General features: G+C 67.8%; 17 protein-coding genes. 12 read left to right on the top strand and 5 right to left on the bottom strand.

Features of this window, described 5'->3' with window-relative positions; all coding sequences use genetic code 11:
- Window positions 1-141 precede the first annotated feature (141 nt).
- The 3 genes from BLU81_RS12430 to BLU81_RS12420 all read left to right on the top strand — a co-directional run bounded on the left by BLU81_RS12430 (window position 142) and on the right by BLU81_RS12420 (window position 4,120).
- A complete protein-coding gene (locus BLU81_RS12430) occupies window positions 142-1,272 on the top strand; it encodes a lipase family protein (RefSeq protein ID WP_092544477.1) in 1,131 nt (376 codons plus the stop codon).
- 158 nt (window positions 1,273-1,430) lie between these two features.
- Window positions 1,431-2,405 (top strand): caspase family protein, encoded by a 975-nt coding sequence (locus BLU81_RS12425; RefSeq protein WP_092544475.1) that lies wholly within the window; start codon window positions 1,431-1,433, stop codon window positions 2,403-2,405.
- The gene (locus BLU81_RS12420; protein WP_092544473.1) at window positions 2,402-4,120 is read left to right on the top strand and encodes a hypothetical protein; all 1,719 of its coding nucleotides are present in this window, start codon (window positions 2,402-2,404) and stop codon (window positions 4,118-4,120) included. Before BLU81_RS12425 ends, BLU81_RS12420 begins: the two co-directional genes overlap by 4 nt.
- Here BLU81_RS12420 and BLU81_RS12415 read toward each other — a convergent pair.
- The 3 genes from BLU81_RS12415 to BLU81_RS12405 all read right to left on the bottom strand — a co-directional run bounded on the left by BLU81_RS12415 (window position 4,101) and on the right by BLU81_RS12405 (window position 6,489).
- Entirely contained in the window at window positions 4,101-4,541 is a 441-nt protein-coding gene (locus BLU81_RS12415; RefSeq protein WP_157751509.1) for a PALP domain-containing protein, read from the bottom strand. The two genes, BLU81_RS12420 and BLU81_RS12415, sit on opposite strands and share 20 nt — an antisense overlap.
- 530 nt (window positions 4,542-5,071) lie before the next feature.
- The gene (locus tag BLU81_RS12410; RefSeq protein WP_092544469.1) at window positions 5,072-5,368 is read right to left on the bottom strand and encodes a hypothetical protein; all 297 of its coding nucleotides are present in this window, start codon (window positions 5,366-5,368) and stop codon (window positions 5,072-5,074) included.
- A gap of 731 nt (window positions 5,369-6,099) precedes the next feature.
- Window positions 6,100-6,489: a VOC family protein gene (locus BLU81_RS12405; protein WP_092544467.1), complete on the bottom strand. Its 390-nt coding sequence runs from the start codon at window positions 6,487-6,489 to the stop codon at window positions 6,100-6,102.
- A 24-nt stretch (window positions 6,490-6,513) separates the two neighbouring features.
- Here BLU81_RS12405 and BLU81_RS12400 point away from each other — a divergent pair, with 24 nt between their 5' ends.
- From BLU81_RS12400 to BLU81_RS12385, 4 genes are all read left to right on the top strand, one after another.
- Entirely contained in the window at window positions 6,514-7,173 is a 660-nt protein-coding gene (locus tag BLU81_RS12400; RefSeq protein WP_092544465.1) for a class I SAM-dependent methyltransferase, read from the top strand.
- Between the two features lie 96 nt (window positions 7,174-7,269).
- A complete protein-coding gene (locus BLU81_RS12395) occupies window positions 7,270-8,874 on the top strand; it encodes a fatty acyl-AMP ligase (protein ID WP_092544463.1) in 1,605 nt (534 codons plus the stop codon).
- Window positions 8,875-9,035: 161 nt separating this feature from the next.
- Complete coding sequence (locus BLU81_RS12390) at window positions 9,036-9,422, top strand: peptidase inhibitor family I36 protein (RefSeq protein WP_092544461.1); 387 nt, start codon at window positions 9,036-9,038, stop codon at window positions 9,420-9,422.
- A gap of 160 nt (window positions 9,423-9,582) precedes the next feature.
- Window positions 9,583-9,960 carry a peptidase inhibitor family I36 protein gene (locus tag BLU81_RS12385; RefSeq protein WP_092544459.1) on the top strand — a complete coding sequence of 126 codons (378 nt, stop codon included), beginning with the start codon at window positions 9,583-9,585 and terminating at the stop codon, window positions 9,958-9,960.
- Window positions 9,961-10,078: 118 nt separating this feature from the next.
- Here BLU81_RS12385 and BLU81_RS12380 read toward each other — a convergent pair whose 3' ends face one another.
- A complete protein-coding gene (locus tag BLU81_RS12380) occupies window positions 10,079-11,152 on the bottom strand; it encodes a hypothetical protein (RefSeq protein WP_231954458.1) in 1,074 nt (357 codons plus the stop codon).
- A 163-nt stretch (window positions 11,153-11,315) separates the two neighbouring features.
- Between BLU81_RS12380 and BLU81_RS12375 the strand changes: the two genes are divergently transcribed.
- The 3 genes from BLU81_RS12375 to BLU81_RS12365 all read left to right on the top strand — a co-directional run bounded on the left by BLU81_RS12375 (window position 11,316) and on the right by BLU81_RS12365 (window position 13,086).
- Window positions 11,316-12,086, top strand: coding sequence for a hypothetical protein (locus BLU81_RS12375; protein WP_157751508.1), 771 nt, complete (start codon window positions 11,316-11,318; stop codon window positions 12,084-12,086).
- Between the two features lie 78 nt (window positions 12,087-12,164).
- The gene (locus tag BLU81_RS12370) at window positions 12,165-12,356 is read left to right on the top strand and encodes a hypothetical protein (RefSeq protein WP_092544453.1); all 192 of its coding nucleotides are present in this window, start codon (window positions 12,165-12,167) and stop codon (window positions 12,354-12,356) included.
- A gap of 397 nt (window positions 12,357-12,753) precedes the next feature.
- Complete coding sequence (locus BLU81_RS12365; RefSeq protein ID WP_092544451.1) at window positions 12,754-13,086, top strand: hypothetical protein; 333 nt, start codon at window positions 12,754-12,756, stop codon at window positions 13,084-13,086.
- Between the two features lie 5 nt (window positions 13,087-13,091).
- Here BLU81_RS12365 and BLU81_RS12360 read toward each other — a convergent pair whose 3' ends face one another.
- A complete protein-coding gene (locus BLU81_RS12360) occupies window positions 13,092-13,475 on the bottom strand; it encodes a PPOX class F420-dependent oxidoreductase (protein ID WP_092544449.1) in 384 nt (127 codons plus the stop codon).
- A gap of 158 nt (window positions 13,476-13,633) precedes the next feature.
- On the opposite strand from BLU81_RS12360, the gene BLU81_RS12355 reads away from it, so the two are divergent.
- A complete protein-coding gene (locus BLU81_RS12355; protein ID WP_157751507.1) occupies window positions 13,634-14,104 on the top strand; it encodes a GNAT family N-acetyltransferase in 471 nt (156 codons plus the stop codon).
- Window positions 14,105-14,165: 61 nt separating this feature from the next.
- A complete protein-coding gene (locus BLU81_RS12350; RefSeq protein ID WP_231954456.1) occupies window positions 14,166-14,801 on the top strand; it encodes a pyridoxamine 5'-phosphate oxidase family protein in 636 nt (211 codons plus the stop codon).
- Window positions 14,802-14,856: the final 55 nt, after the last annotated feature.

Here is a 14,856-nt window from a genome sequence, read left to right as displayed (position 1 = left end):
GGCCGTTGCCGTGAATCCACGGCCGCCGTTCCCGGGAAAGGGCTCCGTATGCCTCTCGTCTTCGTACACGGCATCGGAAACCGACCTGATTCGCGGTGTCAGAGCGCTGCGACGGCGCGGGACGAACTTTTCAAAAGATTCATGTTCCCCGTCATCAACGCGTGGCCCGACACCGACGTGGTGCGGAATCCGCTCTGGGGACCTTCCGCCGGAATGCTGCGGTGGGGCGGCGTCAGTCTGCGCATCGACGACGTCGAGGCGCTGGGCGGGGCCGGCGACGACGGCCTGCGGGACGAGGTCGCGGCTACCGAAGACATCGCCGTCCCGGACCGTATAGTCTGCGGCGTCGCCCGCCGTGACCTCGGCGATGCGATCGATCTCGTCTTCGGCCTGCTCTCGGCAGACGATTGGGATCCGTCCGTCGCAGACTCCGCCGCCCGCGCTGTCGCCTTCTGTCACCATCATCGTCTCCTGCGGCCCGGGCTGGACGAGGTCGAGCGTCATCCGTGGATCGCCGAGGTGGAGAACGACAGTGAACTGGTAGCAGAGCTGCTGGAACGCTCCGCGCAGTGGCATCTAGCCGGTGACCTGCGACCCGCGCACGCCGGGGCCGGTGACCGGATCGAGTCCATGGGTGGGGCCGGGGCGGTTCGCAAAGCGCTGACGAAGGGGGTGCGGCGGCTTGGTCAGCACGTGATGGGCATCCCGGCCCGCAGGGTGGCGTCGGGCGTCCGCCGGGCCACGTCGCGCACCGTCACCGAACTGGCCGGCGACGTGCTGGCCTACCTCGCGCAACGCGGGGACCGCGATCGACCGGGGCCCATCGTCCGAGCGGTTCTGGACGACCTCGACCAGGCGACTCGGGAACGAAAGCCGGATCAGCCGCTGGTCGTGGTCGCGCACAGCATGGGCGGCAACATCCTGTACGACATCGTGACCCACTTCCGGACCGACCTCGAAGTCGACGTCCTAGTGACGGTGGGCTCGCAGGTCGGCCTTTTCGCGGAACTCGGCCTGTTCCGTGCGAGCGGACCCGTGCTCTCATCTCACAGTGAAACTCCGCCGCCATGTCTCGCCCGGCCCGAGAACGTCGCCCAGTGGATCAACGTGGTCGATCGTGCGGACGTGCTCTCCTACGGAGTATCGCGGATCGTGTCCGGCACGACTGACTACTGCTATCCCACTGACGCGATCTGGGCGCACAGCGCGTACTTCCGGCAGCCGAACTTCCACCTGCGCCTTGCCGAACGAGTCAAGGGAGCGCTGGCATGACAACGGTCCTCGACAGGGCCGGTTCCCGGCCGCAGATCCATGCGTTTGTTGTCGGCGTCGACAGGTATCCGTACTGCGGACCGACTACTCGGCACGCGGGTAGGTTCGGGTCGGCGGCGCGGCAGATCTCAGATCTGACATGTGCCGTTCCCTCAGCGGTGACGACCGCGAACTGGCTCCTCGATAATCTGGTGGGCGACGACTTCAGGCCGCTCGGCAGCCTCGAGTTGCTGGTGTCCGCGGCTGGACCGATTCTCTTCCCGGTAGACGAGGGCACGACGGAGGTGGAAAGAGCGACGTTCGGTAACGTCCGCCGTGCTTTTGAGCTCTGGCGGAAACGATGCGGTTCTAACCCGGACAACGTCGCTCTCTTCTTCTTTTTCGGGCACGGCTGCCGTATCCAGGCAGACGACGTTCTGCTGTTGGAAGACGTCTGCGACGCCGAGGCCGGATTCTTCGACAACGCCGTGGATTTCGGGGCAACCTATCGCGCGATGTCCGCCTGTGCCGCCGGCATCCAGTGCTATTTCATCGACGCCTGCCGGGACGTGCCCGATTATCTCGACGATCTGGAACTGCGGCCACGTTCGCTGATGACGCCCTCACTGCATCAGCCGCCCCGCGACGCTCCGATCATCTATTCCACCTCCGTCGGGACGGAGGCGTACGGGGTCAGAGATCAGCCGACACCCTTTGCCGCGGCCGTCCTGGACACGCTGGGCGGGCTGGGGGCCCGGCAGGACGACGATTGGGTGATCGACACTCGATCCCTGGGTGCTGCCATCGCCAGGGTCATGGAGTGGAACGCATGGCCGAAACCCCTCGGACAGCAGCCCGCGTTCGGCGGCGGCTATCACGGCGGTGTGATCCGCACGTTCGCTTCGGCGCCTCGGGTCCCATTCCGCATCGAGTGCCGTCCCGCTGAGGCCATGGAGTTAGCGGATCTGACCCTGGACGGAACGGTGGAGAAGCTGCACCGGGCTCCGCGGCCGGAGGCGTGGCAGGATCACGCGACAGCCGACTCGTACACGGTCGCCGCGACGTTCGGCGGAGGCGACTTCGACGACGCTGTCAACCGGCGCATGCTGGTGCCGCCGAATCACCGCTACTCCGTTCCGGTGGTGCGGCGATGACGTCGTCCGCGATCGTCATTCGGCAACAGCCCGACGACGACCGCAGTCAGCCCGACGCTTCGGTAGCGGAGATCCTCGGCGAGGATCTTCGTGTCGTGGCGCAGGTGCCGATCTACAGTGGGCGCACAGTCGTCCCGTTGCCCTATCCGGGGCGCTATCTCGTTCGCGGCTGGACACCTACTGGGCGGCCGTTCGAGGAGTTCTTTCATACTGACGATCAGACCGATGTCGTCGTCACACCGGCTCCGCAGACGAACAGATCCCCGGGTCCGGGACATGCCGTTCGATGGGTCATTCCCTGGATGCGCGACAAACGCCGATGGGTACCGATGACAGCCATGCAGGCACTGAGTGCCGACCTGCTGGCGGAACTGCCACGACAACATGCCGGTACACCCGTCGCCGTCCAGCTCGGCGGGGACGACGGTCCCATCGCGACGGTGTTGACGGTGCAGGGTGAGGACCTGCTCATCGGGTCGTGGGCAGCGGAAGGCGGTGAGGTCGCGCTGTTCGGCGACGACGTGGCGGCAGCGCTGCTGGGCTATCTGAGCCACGGCGATCTGCGGGCGGCCGCGCTGCTCGCGGACCGGCACGCGCGGGATTCGGATCGTTTTACCACAAGCGCCGCCGTGGCACTGGCATACGTCCGATTCCTCACCGAGGCAGAGCCGGATGCTGACTCAGCAGAAGAACTCGTACGGCGGCTGCCGGGATCGGCAGACGCGTATGTCTTGGCCGCATGGCAGGAACTGCGGTCGGCGCAGCCCGACATCAGAGCGGTACGGAGGTCATTGACTCGGGCTCACGAGCTCGGCGGTCCGGTGATCGCCTCCGGTGTGCGTCTGCTGGCTGACGGCTTGGCCTTGGTGTCTCATGATCGGGAGGGTCTTCCCCATCGGCCGACGGCAGTGATTCTCGGGAACGTTCGTCAGTATCAACGAGCCATGGGGCATGCCGCCCTGACCACGTACTCGTCTCTCACCCCCAACGTGCCGTTAAGGCTCGACCAGGCGTCGACACCCGCCGAGCCAGCGAACTGGACGCGGCTTTCCATGCGTCACGAGCTGACCGAGGGCTGGGAGAGTCGACTCTTCGACGAGCCGGCACCGGTACAGTCGTCGTTGGCGTCGCCAACTATTCGTGCCGTGCAGAAGGCCGAACGTAGCGCCGTTGACGGATTCGGCGATCGTGCGCGGTCCGCGGATCTGAAGGCCCGTGTCCGCAGGCAGATTTTCCGTAATCTGCGCGGACTCGGTTACGGCCGGGACGCCTACGAACTGGCCGCCGGCCCGATATCGCACGCCGATTCCGTTCAGGTAGACCGTCCGCGTCAGATCGAGAGGTTGTGGCGGTCCACGGCAGGCATCGTCGTCATTCAATTGTCCCCTCATCTCCTCCGCGTTCAGGGATCGTCCGAGGGCGTAGTACGCGTACGTTATGTGGTCGACCGGCGGACCTACGACGTGCTGGTGCCGTTGATCGAGCCTGTCGGCTGGGAAGTTGAGCTTCCGGTGTCCTTCCACGTCAGTGTTTCCCGCGACGTCATCAGAGCAATACTTGTCCCGGTCGAATCCCTGACCGACAACGACGTTCCTCTGATCCGTCGATCGGTGGCTGAGGCGGCCCGGACCACTCGTAGCGCTTGGCGCGCGGTCTCTCGTCGCTACCCGCCGAGACACCCGGTGTTCGAGGCGATCATCGACGGCCTCGTGTGATGCGTCCGCCCGGGTGACCGGACCGTGCGGACGATGGCTGCTCAGGGCGGACGGGCGGTGAGCACCACGATCGGGGTTGCGGTGAGTTGACCGGAACGCGCCGTCCGCAGTAGTCCGGCGTGTCCGGCCGCTCCGGATTGGTGGACGTCCAGCCGGTGCGGGCCAGGACCGTCCGGGCGGTCAGCAGTTCGTTGTCGGCGGCGGCGTGGACCTGGCCGCCGGTGGCGGCGACCGCGGCCATCGCTTGCGGTCCGCGGAGGGCGTGCCAGTTCACCAGTGGCTCGTTGTGCTCGGTGGTGATCACCACGTCGCTGGGGAGCGGCAGGTACGGTCCGGGCCAGCTGGTGACGATCGGGTTGTTGCCGGGGGAGCCCTGCGGGTGCCGAGAATGCCGTCCGCGCTGGTCAGGCAGCATTCTCATGCTCGCGCAGGGGTCGTCTGCGGCGGGTGTGGAGTTGTCCGTCGTGCGTGTTGTCGCCAGGCCTGGTGGTGCGCTGGCAGAGCTTGTTGGCGGGTGAGAGTTTCGGTGATCTTACGGTGGGTGCTGGTAAGGCCTCGGGTACAGGCAATGCCGGTGTAGGAGTCGGTGCTGTCCGGGCGCACGAGAGGGATCCAGACGTCGGTCGGGCGGATCATGTAGTTGGTGGTGGTCGTATCTGGGGTCGATGGCGCTGAAGACCGGCCCGCCGCCGGTGGTGGTGGTGACGGGGGATGCGGGGGCCACGTCAGCGCCGCCGGGTAACTGGGGTGCTGCTGCGGCCGTCAGGCGCAACGGGTGTCGGCGGCGGTCGGTGAAGGCGTCGGCGACTGCGGTCAGGCAGGCCCAGGGGCGGGGGTAGCGGTCGGACAGCCCGGTGAACTGGTTCGGCCGGTGTGGTTGATCGGGTTCCGGTGACGGGCGGCCAGCGGGTGCGACAGCGGATCGGGTCAACGACACGATCGCACCCGAGGTCAGCAGGCCGTCGTGGTGGGCTTGTTCGAGCAGGCTGTTCCGCACGACAACGGTGACCTTCGCCCGGCTGTCCACCGAAGCGTCCAGCGGCGGTGATGAGCCGCTTCCTCCAGGAACGGAACGATCAGCACCCGCTGGTCGGATGCGGTGAGAGCGGCGAACGCTTCCGCACGGTCCAGGATGTCGCAGCCGATACGGTGCGCGAGGTCCACATCGACGCCGCAGACCGTGGTGAGCATGTCGGGTACGACAGTGCTGCAGTAGTGGAGCATGTGGGCCGGATCGGGATCGGTCATCGTCGCCTCCTTCGGAGAAGGATTGCCGCCGACCCCACTCCCCGGACCTGCTGCCACTCGTATGGGTTATCGTGTGGGAGTCCCGCAGCGATTAGACTTGAATTACGTCGATTTCAAGAATCGGCGGCAATGGGGTATTGGTTTGTGTCGATCCTCGGACACAGAAATGTGGCACCCTTGCTCAAAAAGGGTGTTCATGTGGAACATGATAGCCACTAGCCCTACCGGGCGTCGTTTATGACAACAAAGTAAGCCCCACCCGGGTCAGGGTGGGGCTTACTTTTGGTTCCTCTGCCTATTCCCCCACCAGGGGTGCAGAGCTCGTGTGACCCCGAACACTCGGGGTTGCTGCTGGTAGGCCGCTGCATCCTCCATCGTGGCCGGGAGTCTCCAGTGCTGGCCCAGACACGCGGACAGCATCACGGTCCTGGGTCGCCGTCGGCGAAGGGGGCGTGGTCCGCCCGGGAGGTCTCGGGCGACCTCACGCTGGAGGGCTTTGATATAGACGCTGATGGCGGCCTGGCGACTACGGCGTTTCCTGCCGCTTGTTCCCGGCGGAGGCCGGCAGTGGTGCAAGCTTCCCCCGTCGTGCGGTCAGCATGGCGCGGCCTGGCCTACGTCGCCTACAAACCGTTCGAGGTCGGCGCCATCCTGCGGGCGTGCCGGCCGCGCCGAGGACGGCGGCCCTGCGGGTGAGCCCGTGCCGGGTCTCGTAATCGGTACACATGGGACTATTTTCCCAGAAGGTCCCACCGGTTTCCGGCGCTATCGAGGAAGACTGCCACCCGGCCGTACGACTCGGTACGCGGCTCGCGGACGAACGTCACCCCGGCCTCCACCATCCGCTGATGAGTGGCGTCGAAGTCGTCGACGTTCAGGAAGAACCCGACCCGCCCGGCCGTCTGATCGCCGACCGCGCCGCTCTGCCGCTCGCCGTCCGCGCGGGCCAGCAGCAGCCCGGTCCCGCCGCCGGGCGGGCGCACCACCACCCAGCGCTTCGGCCGCCCGTCGGTGGTCAGCGACGGCGAGTCCTCGGTCAGCTCGAAACCGAGCACCGTCGTGAAGAACGCGATGGCCGGGTCGTACTCGTCCACGATCAGGGTCACCAGGTCTATATGCACCTCAGCACCCTACGATGCGAGCCCATGAATCCCGACCAGGTGCGCCTCGCCTACAACACCGGCGCCGCCGCGTACGTCAGTGCCGTCCCGGATCCCGGGGTCGAAGCCCCGATCGATCGCGCCATGGTGGACGCCTTCATCGCGGCAGTGACCGCGGCCGGCGCCGATCCGCTGGTCCTGGATGCCGGGTGCGGTGCCGGGCGGATGAGCCGCTACCTCGCTGATCGTGGCTGCCGGGTGCGGGGTGTCGACCTGTCGGAGGGCATGGTCTCGTACGCCCGCCGGGACCATCCCGATCTGGACTTCGCGGTCGGCTCGCTGGCCGCGCTGCCCTACCCGGACAGGCGGTTCGCCGGGGTGCTGCTCTGGTACTCGGCCATCCACACCCCGCCCGCCGGTCAGTCCCGGCTGTTCGCGGAGGCGGCCCGGGTGCTGCGGCCGGGTGGTCATCTGCTGATCGGGTTCCAGGCCGGGGAGGGGGTCCGGGACGTCTCCCCGGTCTACCTGCGGCTCGGCTACCAGGTCCGGCTCGATCGTTACTGCTACTCCGCCGATCAGGTCGCCGGCTTCCTGGCGTCGGCGGGTCTGCGCGAGGTCAGCCGCTTGATCCGCCGCCCCCGCGACAACGAACGCGACGACCAGGCGATGGTGCTGGCCCGTGCCGATGATCTGACCGGTCGATGATCGCAGTGAAATATTTATGTATATAACGGTCAGAAAACGTAAACAACGCATAGGTACCGTTCCGCGGGTTCTCCATTCACGAAAGAGGAAAACCCGATGGATCTCGTCCAGTTGCTGCGGCGCAACGCCGCCGACCACCCCGACCGCATCGCCGTCCGTGCCGCCGGGCAGCCGGAGCTGACGTGGTCCCAGGTCGACAGCCGGGCGCAGGCGGTCGCCGGGTCGCTCGCCAAGTTCACCGCACCCGGTGACCGGGTCGCCCTGCTCTTCGGCGCGGACGCTGACTTCGTCCCGGCGCTGTTCGGCTGCTGGTACGCCGGCGTCGTGGCGGTGCCGATCGCCCCGGGACGGACCGGCCGGCGGGCCGCCGAGCACTCGGGCGCCACGATGATCGTGACCTCGGACCAACTGGTCGGTTTCGGCGACCGGGGCATCACCGTCGACCAGGCAGTGGAAACAGGTCTCACCAGTGCGGCGGACCGGGCCGGCCACGAACTCGCCCTCGTCCAGTACACCTCCGGCTCCACCGGAGCGCCGAAGGGCGTGCTGGTGAGCCACGACAACTACCTGCACAACCTGCGCATGCTCGACGAGTTCGTCCGGTCGGTCGGCCCGCGGGTGGAGACCGCTCAGGTGGTCAGCTGGCTACCGGTCTTCCACGACATGGGCCTGGCCCTGCTGTTGTTCGCCGCCTGGCGGGCCGGCACCGCCACCATGATCTCCCCGCTGCACTTCCTCAAAGACCCCGGCGTCTGGCTGCGCACGATCAGCGAGACCGGCGGCCAGATCACCGCCGCGCCGAACTTCGCCTTCGACCTCTGCGCCCGGCGCGTGTCCCAGCAGGAGGCGGCCGGGCTCGACCTGCGGTCGATGGCGGTCGTGCTGAACGCCGCCGAGCCGGTCCGTGCCGAGACCCTGACCCGCTTCACCGAGCACTTCCGCCTGGCCGGCTTCGATCCGGACGCGCTGGCGCCCTGTTTCGGCATGGCCGAAGCCACCGTCTTCGTCAGCGGGCTCCGGTACGGCGGCCCGCCCCGCGTCGTGCGCTTCGACCGGCGAGCGCTGCAGACCGGCGCCGCCGTCGAGCAGCCGGACACCGGGCCGGAGGTGGTCAGCTGCGGCATCGTCGCACCTGGCCTGACGGCCCGGATCGTCGACCCGGCCACCCACGTCGAACGCGGCCCCGGGGGCATCGGCGAGATCTGGCTGCACGGCCCGAACGTCGCGCGCGGCTACGAGAAGGACGACACCACCACCGTGTACGGCGCCCGCATCTCCGGGTTCGACGGTCAGGACTACTTCCGTACCGGCGACCTCGGCTTTCTGCACCACGGCGAGCTGTTCGTCACCGGCCGCCTCGCCGACGTGATCGAGGTCGACGGGCGCTTCCTGCACCCGGAGGACGTCGAGTTCACGATCGAGGGCTGTCACCCCGCGCTGCGCGGCCGGCGCTGCGCGGTCGTCCCGAACGGCCCCGCCCTGGACCGGCTCGCCGTCGCCGCCGAGGTCCGGCTCGCGCTGCCGGTCGATGCCGTCCTACGCGCCGAGATCGAGTCCGCGATCCGGTCAGCGGTCCGCGATCGGCACGACGTCGAGATCACCGAGATCGTCCTGGTTCCGACCGGCAGCATCCCGGTGACCACGAGCGGCAAGGTCCGGCGGCTGCGGGCCCGGGCACTTTTCGCGGCCACGGACGGTTAGGCATTCCTTTGTAGGACAGGTAGGTCGCCGTCACCCGTCCAACTCCGCGCCAACCAGGCGAATCAACTCCGAACACCCATCGGTCAACAGATCGGAAAGTGTCTGTCCAGTGCCGCGTGGCAGCGTGATGCCGAAAGCACACTCAGATTCGAGGAGCACCCATGAAGAAGCGCATGGCAGCAGCCGCTGCCGTCGCGGCGGCCGTCACCGGTCTGGTCGTGTCGCCGGCGCCCGCGCAGGCCGCCTACGCCTGCCAGACCGGCGAGGTCTGCATCTACGAGGACGTCAACCTCAGGGGCAGTGTCCTCATCATCTACAGCGGCGCGCACAACTTCCTGCCGGACTGGCACTTCTACAACGGCAACGCCGCCAACGACGCCGCCTCCTCGATCATCAACAGGTCCACCACGCTGACAGCGCGGATCACCGAGGACTTCGACGCCCAGGGCAAGAGCCTGTGGGTCCCGCCTGGCGAGCAGTTGAATCTCAACGGCAAGGGCCTGGTCCTGGCCGACAACAGCATGTCCTACATCTCGCTGACCAGATAACTCCTCAGCGGGCACCGCACCCGGCCGCCCGAGCAGGTCGGCCGGCCGGGCGGCGCGCCCGCCGGGGCAGCTCCGACCAGGCGCATCTGCGGAGGAACTGCCTGTCCAGAGGGGCCGGTCAGGGTGAGATAGACAATTTGTTCATGAATGGGGAGATCGTATGAAGAAGCGCATGGTTGCCGCTGCAGCCGCGGCCGTCGCCGCCAGCCTGGTCGCCTTGCCGGCGCCGGCCCAGGCCGCCTACGCCTGCAAGAACGGGGAGGTCTGCATCTACCAGAACGTCAACCTGACGGGCAGCGTCCTCATCGTCTACAGCGGCGTGCACAACTTCCTGCCGGACTGGCACTTCTACAACGGCGACGCCGCCAACGACGCCGCTTCCTCGATCATCAACAACACCGACACCAACGTCCGGGTCACCGCGGACTTCAACGCCCAGGGTGCCAGCACGTGGCTGCTGTCCGGCCAGCGGATCAACTTCGACGGCTTGGGCGGTCGGTTGGCGAACGACACCATGTCCTTCATCAGCGTTGCCTGACAGCAGCATCCACCCGTACCGAACAAGCGCCTGATCCGCTGCGGGGTTCGACCCGGATCGCGGGTCGAACCCCGCGGCCCGGGTCGTGAAGCTGGAGCGGCGACAGGTCCGCCGTGGCTCACCCGGCCGTGGCGGTGAGCCTGCGGTAGTGGTGCACCGGGCGCCAGCGGTCGTGCAACGTGGTGATCAGCGAGATCATGGTGAGGAAGAACAGCGTGTCGTAACCGTCCATCTGCCGGCCGAGCAGCCAGTCACCGATCGTGGCCAGCGCCACGTTGAGCAGCAGCCGGGTGGCGAAGGCGAGTCCGGTGGACCGGATCGTCCAGTTGCGCCGGGCGACGGCCAGTGAGATCGCCGCGTTCATGACGACGGCGACGGCCACACCGGCGAACAGTTCGGTGGTGGAGCCGGTGAAGTCGGGCAGCATCTGGCCGAAGACGCCGCAGACCAGGCTGAGCAGCAGCGCTTTCTCGAAGGTGTTCCAGGACCAGACGGCGTCGTACCGGGTCCGCCAGGCGTCCTGCTCGTGCGGCTCGTCGATCTCCTCCGGCAGCGGTTCGGGACGGACCCGCCAATCCCAGTCGGCGGGCGGCAGCCGTGGCCGGATCAGTCGCTGAAACAGCACGGAGATCCCGGCCAGCAGGGCGACGATCAGCCCGAGGATCCACTGATGGCCGGAGATCTCGTCGGTGAGGTCCAACTGGGCGACGTGCAGCCACCACTCCTGCGGCAGCTTGACCACCACCCAGATCACCCCGGCCAGGCTGATCCACCAGGTGGCCATCAGGGTGACCGGTGACCCGCGGGACCGGATCGTCTCGTACGCGATGAAGAAGTACTCGAAGACGTTGGGGAAGGCCAGCAGCAGCCAGCGCGCCTGCGTGACCTCGAAGAGGAGCGCTCCGGCCAGCCGGTAGAAGAACAGGAACCGGGAGATCTCGAACGCGGCCTGGTTGGTCCAGTTGCGCAGTGTCGACAGGTAGGCGATGGACAGGTAGTAGACGTCCATCGCCTTGTCGTACGACTGGTAGCCAGGCGGGTCGTACCCGAAGCTCTGGAAGATCGTCTGGTCCACGCCGTCGAGCACCAGGCAGCCGATGACGGCGGGTAGCGGAAAGTACGGAATGGCCAGCGGCAGCAGAAACCGGCCCGCGACGACCACGAAGAACACCAGGGCCGCGGCAACGCTCATGATCCGCATCCTCGCACGCAGGAAGGCGTATCCGACGAGGCGGTAGGCCGTAACAACGGCCCATCGGCGCTGCCTCTTCGTCACCGGTTCCGCTCCAGGTGCTGGTGGCGGCCCTGGGCCTGCGGAAAGACTTCGACAAACACCTCTGTATTAGGAGTTCGCCGTGCTTTCCTCAGCTCGTGTTCCAGCGATTGCCGCGGCTCTCGCCGGTCTGCTGCTCACCTCCGCCTGCAACAGCGCTGGGGGTGATTCCCCGCCGGTCTCGGCGCCGTCGCTCGGGGTGGACCCGGCATCGTTGCCGGTGGTGTCGGAGTCGGCCGCCGCGCCGACCGCCGACGCCACGACCACCGAACCCGCGACTCGGACGACCACCCGCCCGGCAGCCACCGCCACCACCGCGGCCACCGGCGGTAGCGGTACTGGTAGCGGTGGTGGCAGTGGCGTGTTCAGCGGAACCCGGCAGGTCTACCTGCTGCCGCAGAACAGCGAGGCCACCCTCGGTGTGGTCAACGGCGGCAAGATTGGTCTGTCGTCGTCGTTCGGTGACAAAGAACTGTTCGTGCTCACACCGGACACGGCTGGCGGCGATGAATTCCACATCCGCACCGCCAAGGTGCGGTCCGGCGGTGAGGCGCTGTGCGTGTCGGCGAAACTCGGCGCGGGTGGCCGGCCCGGCACCGTGGTGACGGCCGGTTGTAACGCGGCGGCCGCCGACCAGATCTTCCGGTTCCGGCAGACCGGTGAGTCGAACGGCAAGCCCACCTACACGATCCGGACCGGCGCGGACGTCTTCATCATCCAGGACCCGACCGGTGAGATCGCCGGCACCGGGGTCGGGGTCGCCGCGGTGAAGATCGGCGAGGGCACCGCCGACATCGACACCCCGTTCGTCATCCCGGACAAGGGCAAGGCCTCGCTGCCGGCCCTCGACTGATCAAGTCACCGTCCATCGGCTGTCCAGAGGCGGTGATTAACGTCGGGAAAGTAAGAGCGATCCGCCATTCTTCCGGTGGTGGATCGCTGGGTTTCCGGCACGAAGAGGTTCGATTCGAACCGCGGTTTCTACATCTATTCGGAGGGTAGCTACAACACGAAGAAGGGCGGCATCGCCATCTGGGTGTGGGCGGGCCGGGAGATGAACTTCGGGCCGGACTGGTCGACGAACGAGATGAACGACAAGGCGTCGTCGCAGAAGACTCTCTAGGTCCGCCCGGGCCGGAGCTCTGCGGCCGGCTGCCGCTGGCCCTGGCCGTCCGGGCCGCCCGGCTCAGTGTGCGCCCGAAACTGTCGATGGCCACGGTCACCGCCGAACTGCGTGACGGCGCGCGACGGCTGGCGGCGTTCCCGGAGGGCCGTGGCGTGATAGACCCGCGGACCGCGTTCTCCTGGTCGTACCGCCAGCTCGGCCCCGGCGCGGCCCGGCTGTTTTGGCTGCTGTCGCAGGCGCCCACCGCAGGCATCACCGCCGAGGCCTGTGCCAGTCTGGCCGGTGTGGACGCCGCCGCCATCCGGGCCGCCCTGGAGGAACCGGCCGAGGCCGGTAGGAACCGGCCGAGGCCGCGCTGGTCAACGAGCAGAACGGCGGCTGTTACACCGCGCACGTGCTGGTCCGGGCGTACGCGGAAGAGCTCTTCCACTCGATCGACACCGAGGCTGATCAGCGTGCCGCGGTCACCCGGCTGCTGCAGTACTACCTGCACAGCAGCTTCAACCCGCAGGTGGTGTTCGCTCCGACGGGGCCGCTCGGTCGGCCAGGGCCCGTACCGCTTTCAGGCGTTCCGTGGCCTGTCCGAGCTGTTGATCACCCTCGGTGCCGAGGCGGGGCGCGGGAGGCGTTCGACCGGGCCAGCGAGGTACTCGGTTCCTTCCAGGGCGGTGGGCCTCCGCACATGTGCGAACAGCTCGACAGCCTGGCCGAGAAGCTGACCCGGTGACGACCTCAGTCCTGAAGGGTCAGTAGGACCGCGACGCCGCCGATCCGGCGGTTCTTGAGCAGGCTGCCGGTGAGGACTGACAGGCCGATCAGGCCGTACTTGCGCAGGATCCGCTTCGTCGCCCAGAGGGTCTGCTCACGGCTGCCGATCCGGGCGGTTGCCCGCACCGTCTCGCCCAGCACCTTGCCCCGGACCGTGCAGGGCGCCAGCGTGACGTCGCTGTTGTTGCGGATCCGTTTGAGTTTGCCGGTGTCCTCGCCGGTCCAGACGGCCAGCTCGCCGCCGGGGGCGGGCAGGATCCACACCGCTGTCGACACCGCGCGGCCGTCCCGGCGGAAGGTCGTCAGCAGGACGTACTTCGCGGCGCCGAGCTCTTCCAGGACAGTCATGCCGCGACCGTATCGAGGGCGACTTGACAGCTTGTGCACCCGGCGGTGGATTCACGATCCAGTGGCCGTCCACTGCTCCGCCCTACCGTATGAACCCGGGACGGCCCCGGTCCTCTTCACTCCCGTCAAGGGCCGGGGCCTCTCCTGGAAGGAACCTCATGATCGCGACGATGGCCGCCGAGATCAGGCCGTGGCGGCGTGCTGATCTGTCCCTGCTCCGGGCGGCGGCCGGCTCGTTCTCCGCACAGACCCTGACCGCTCGTTTCCTGACCGGCACGTGTGTGCTCCCCACGGCCTATCTGCACCAGCTGGAGCAGGCCGAGCATCTGATCGAGGTGGCGTTCGTGGACGGGACGCCGGTGGGTGTCGCGGAATGTGTCGGCTGCGAGATCGCGGTCTTCGTCGCCGACGAGTGGCAGCGCCGGGGCATCGGCACCGGCCTGGTCCGCGCTCTGCTGGACCGGTGCGCGGCGTCCGGGATGACCCGGGTGTCCGCGCTGTCCGCCGCCGGCAACACGGCCGTGGCAGCCCTGCTGGGGCTGGATCGCGGCGCCGCGTTCCAGCCGGGCGACTGGCGGTTGTCGTCCTCGGCGGGGCAGGGCGTCCGGCAGTACGTCCTCGAGCGCTGATCCACGAATCGTCAAGTGCGGCTGGCTAGCATCGCGGCGAAACCAGCTCCTGGAGGATGCCGTGCCATACCGCTACCTGAACGCGCTCGAAACACCCTCGGTCGAAGCCGCGCAACGGGAGTACGGCAGCCACACCGCGATGCGGCGCCTGATCGCCGGATACGACACCGGTACCGAAATCGGCGACGACGAGGCCGCGTTCATCGCCGAGCGCGACACCTTCTACCTCGGGACCGTCGGCGAGAGCGGCTGGCCGTACGTCCAGCACCGGGGCGGGCCGCCCGGATTCCTGCGGGTGCTGAGCCCGACCCTGCTCGGCTGGGCCGACTACCGCGGGAACCGGCAGTACGTGTCGGTCGGCAACCTCGGATCGTCCGCGAAGGTGTCGCTGCTGCTGATGGACTACCCGCTGCAGCGCCGGCTCAAGATCCTCGGCGAGGCCCGGGTGGTCGACGCCCGGCGTCCCGACGCGGCCGATCTGGTGGCGCTGGTCAGCACCCCGGACTATCGCGCGTACATCGAACGGGTGATCACCGTCGAGGTGCACGCCTTCGACTGGAACTGCCCGCAGCACATCACCCCGCGATGGACGCAGGACGAGCTCGCCCCCGCGCTGGAGAAGCTGCAGAACGAGCTGGCGGATCTGCGGGAGACCAACCAGCGGCTGCGCCGGGAACTCGGCGCGCCACCTGCCTGAACGAAATCGGGGCGGGCCACTTCATTCGTGGCCCGCCCCGATTCCCTTTCAATTA

The sequence above is a fragment of the Actinoplanes derwentensis genome (assembly GCF_900104725.1).
Taxonomy (GTDB): domain Bacteria; phylum Actinomycetota; class Actinomycetes; order Mycobacteriales; family Micromonosporaceae; genus Actinoplanes; species Actinoplanes derwentensis.
Note: the sequence above shows the minus strand (reverse complement) of the source record. Positions and strands in the feature narration are given on the sequence as shown.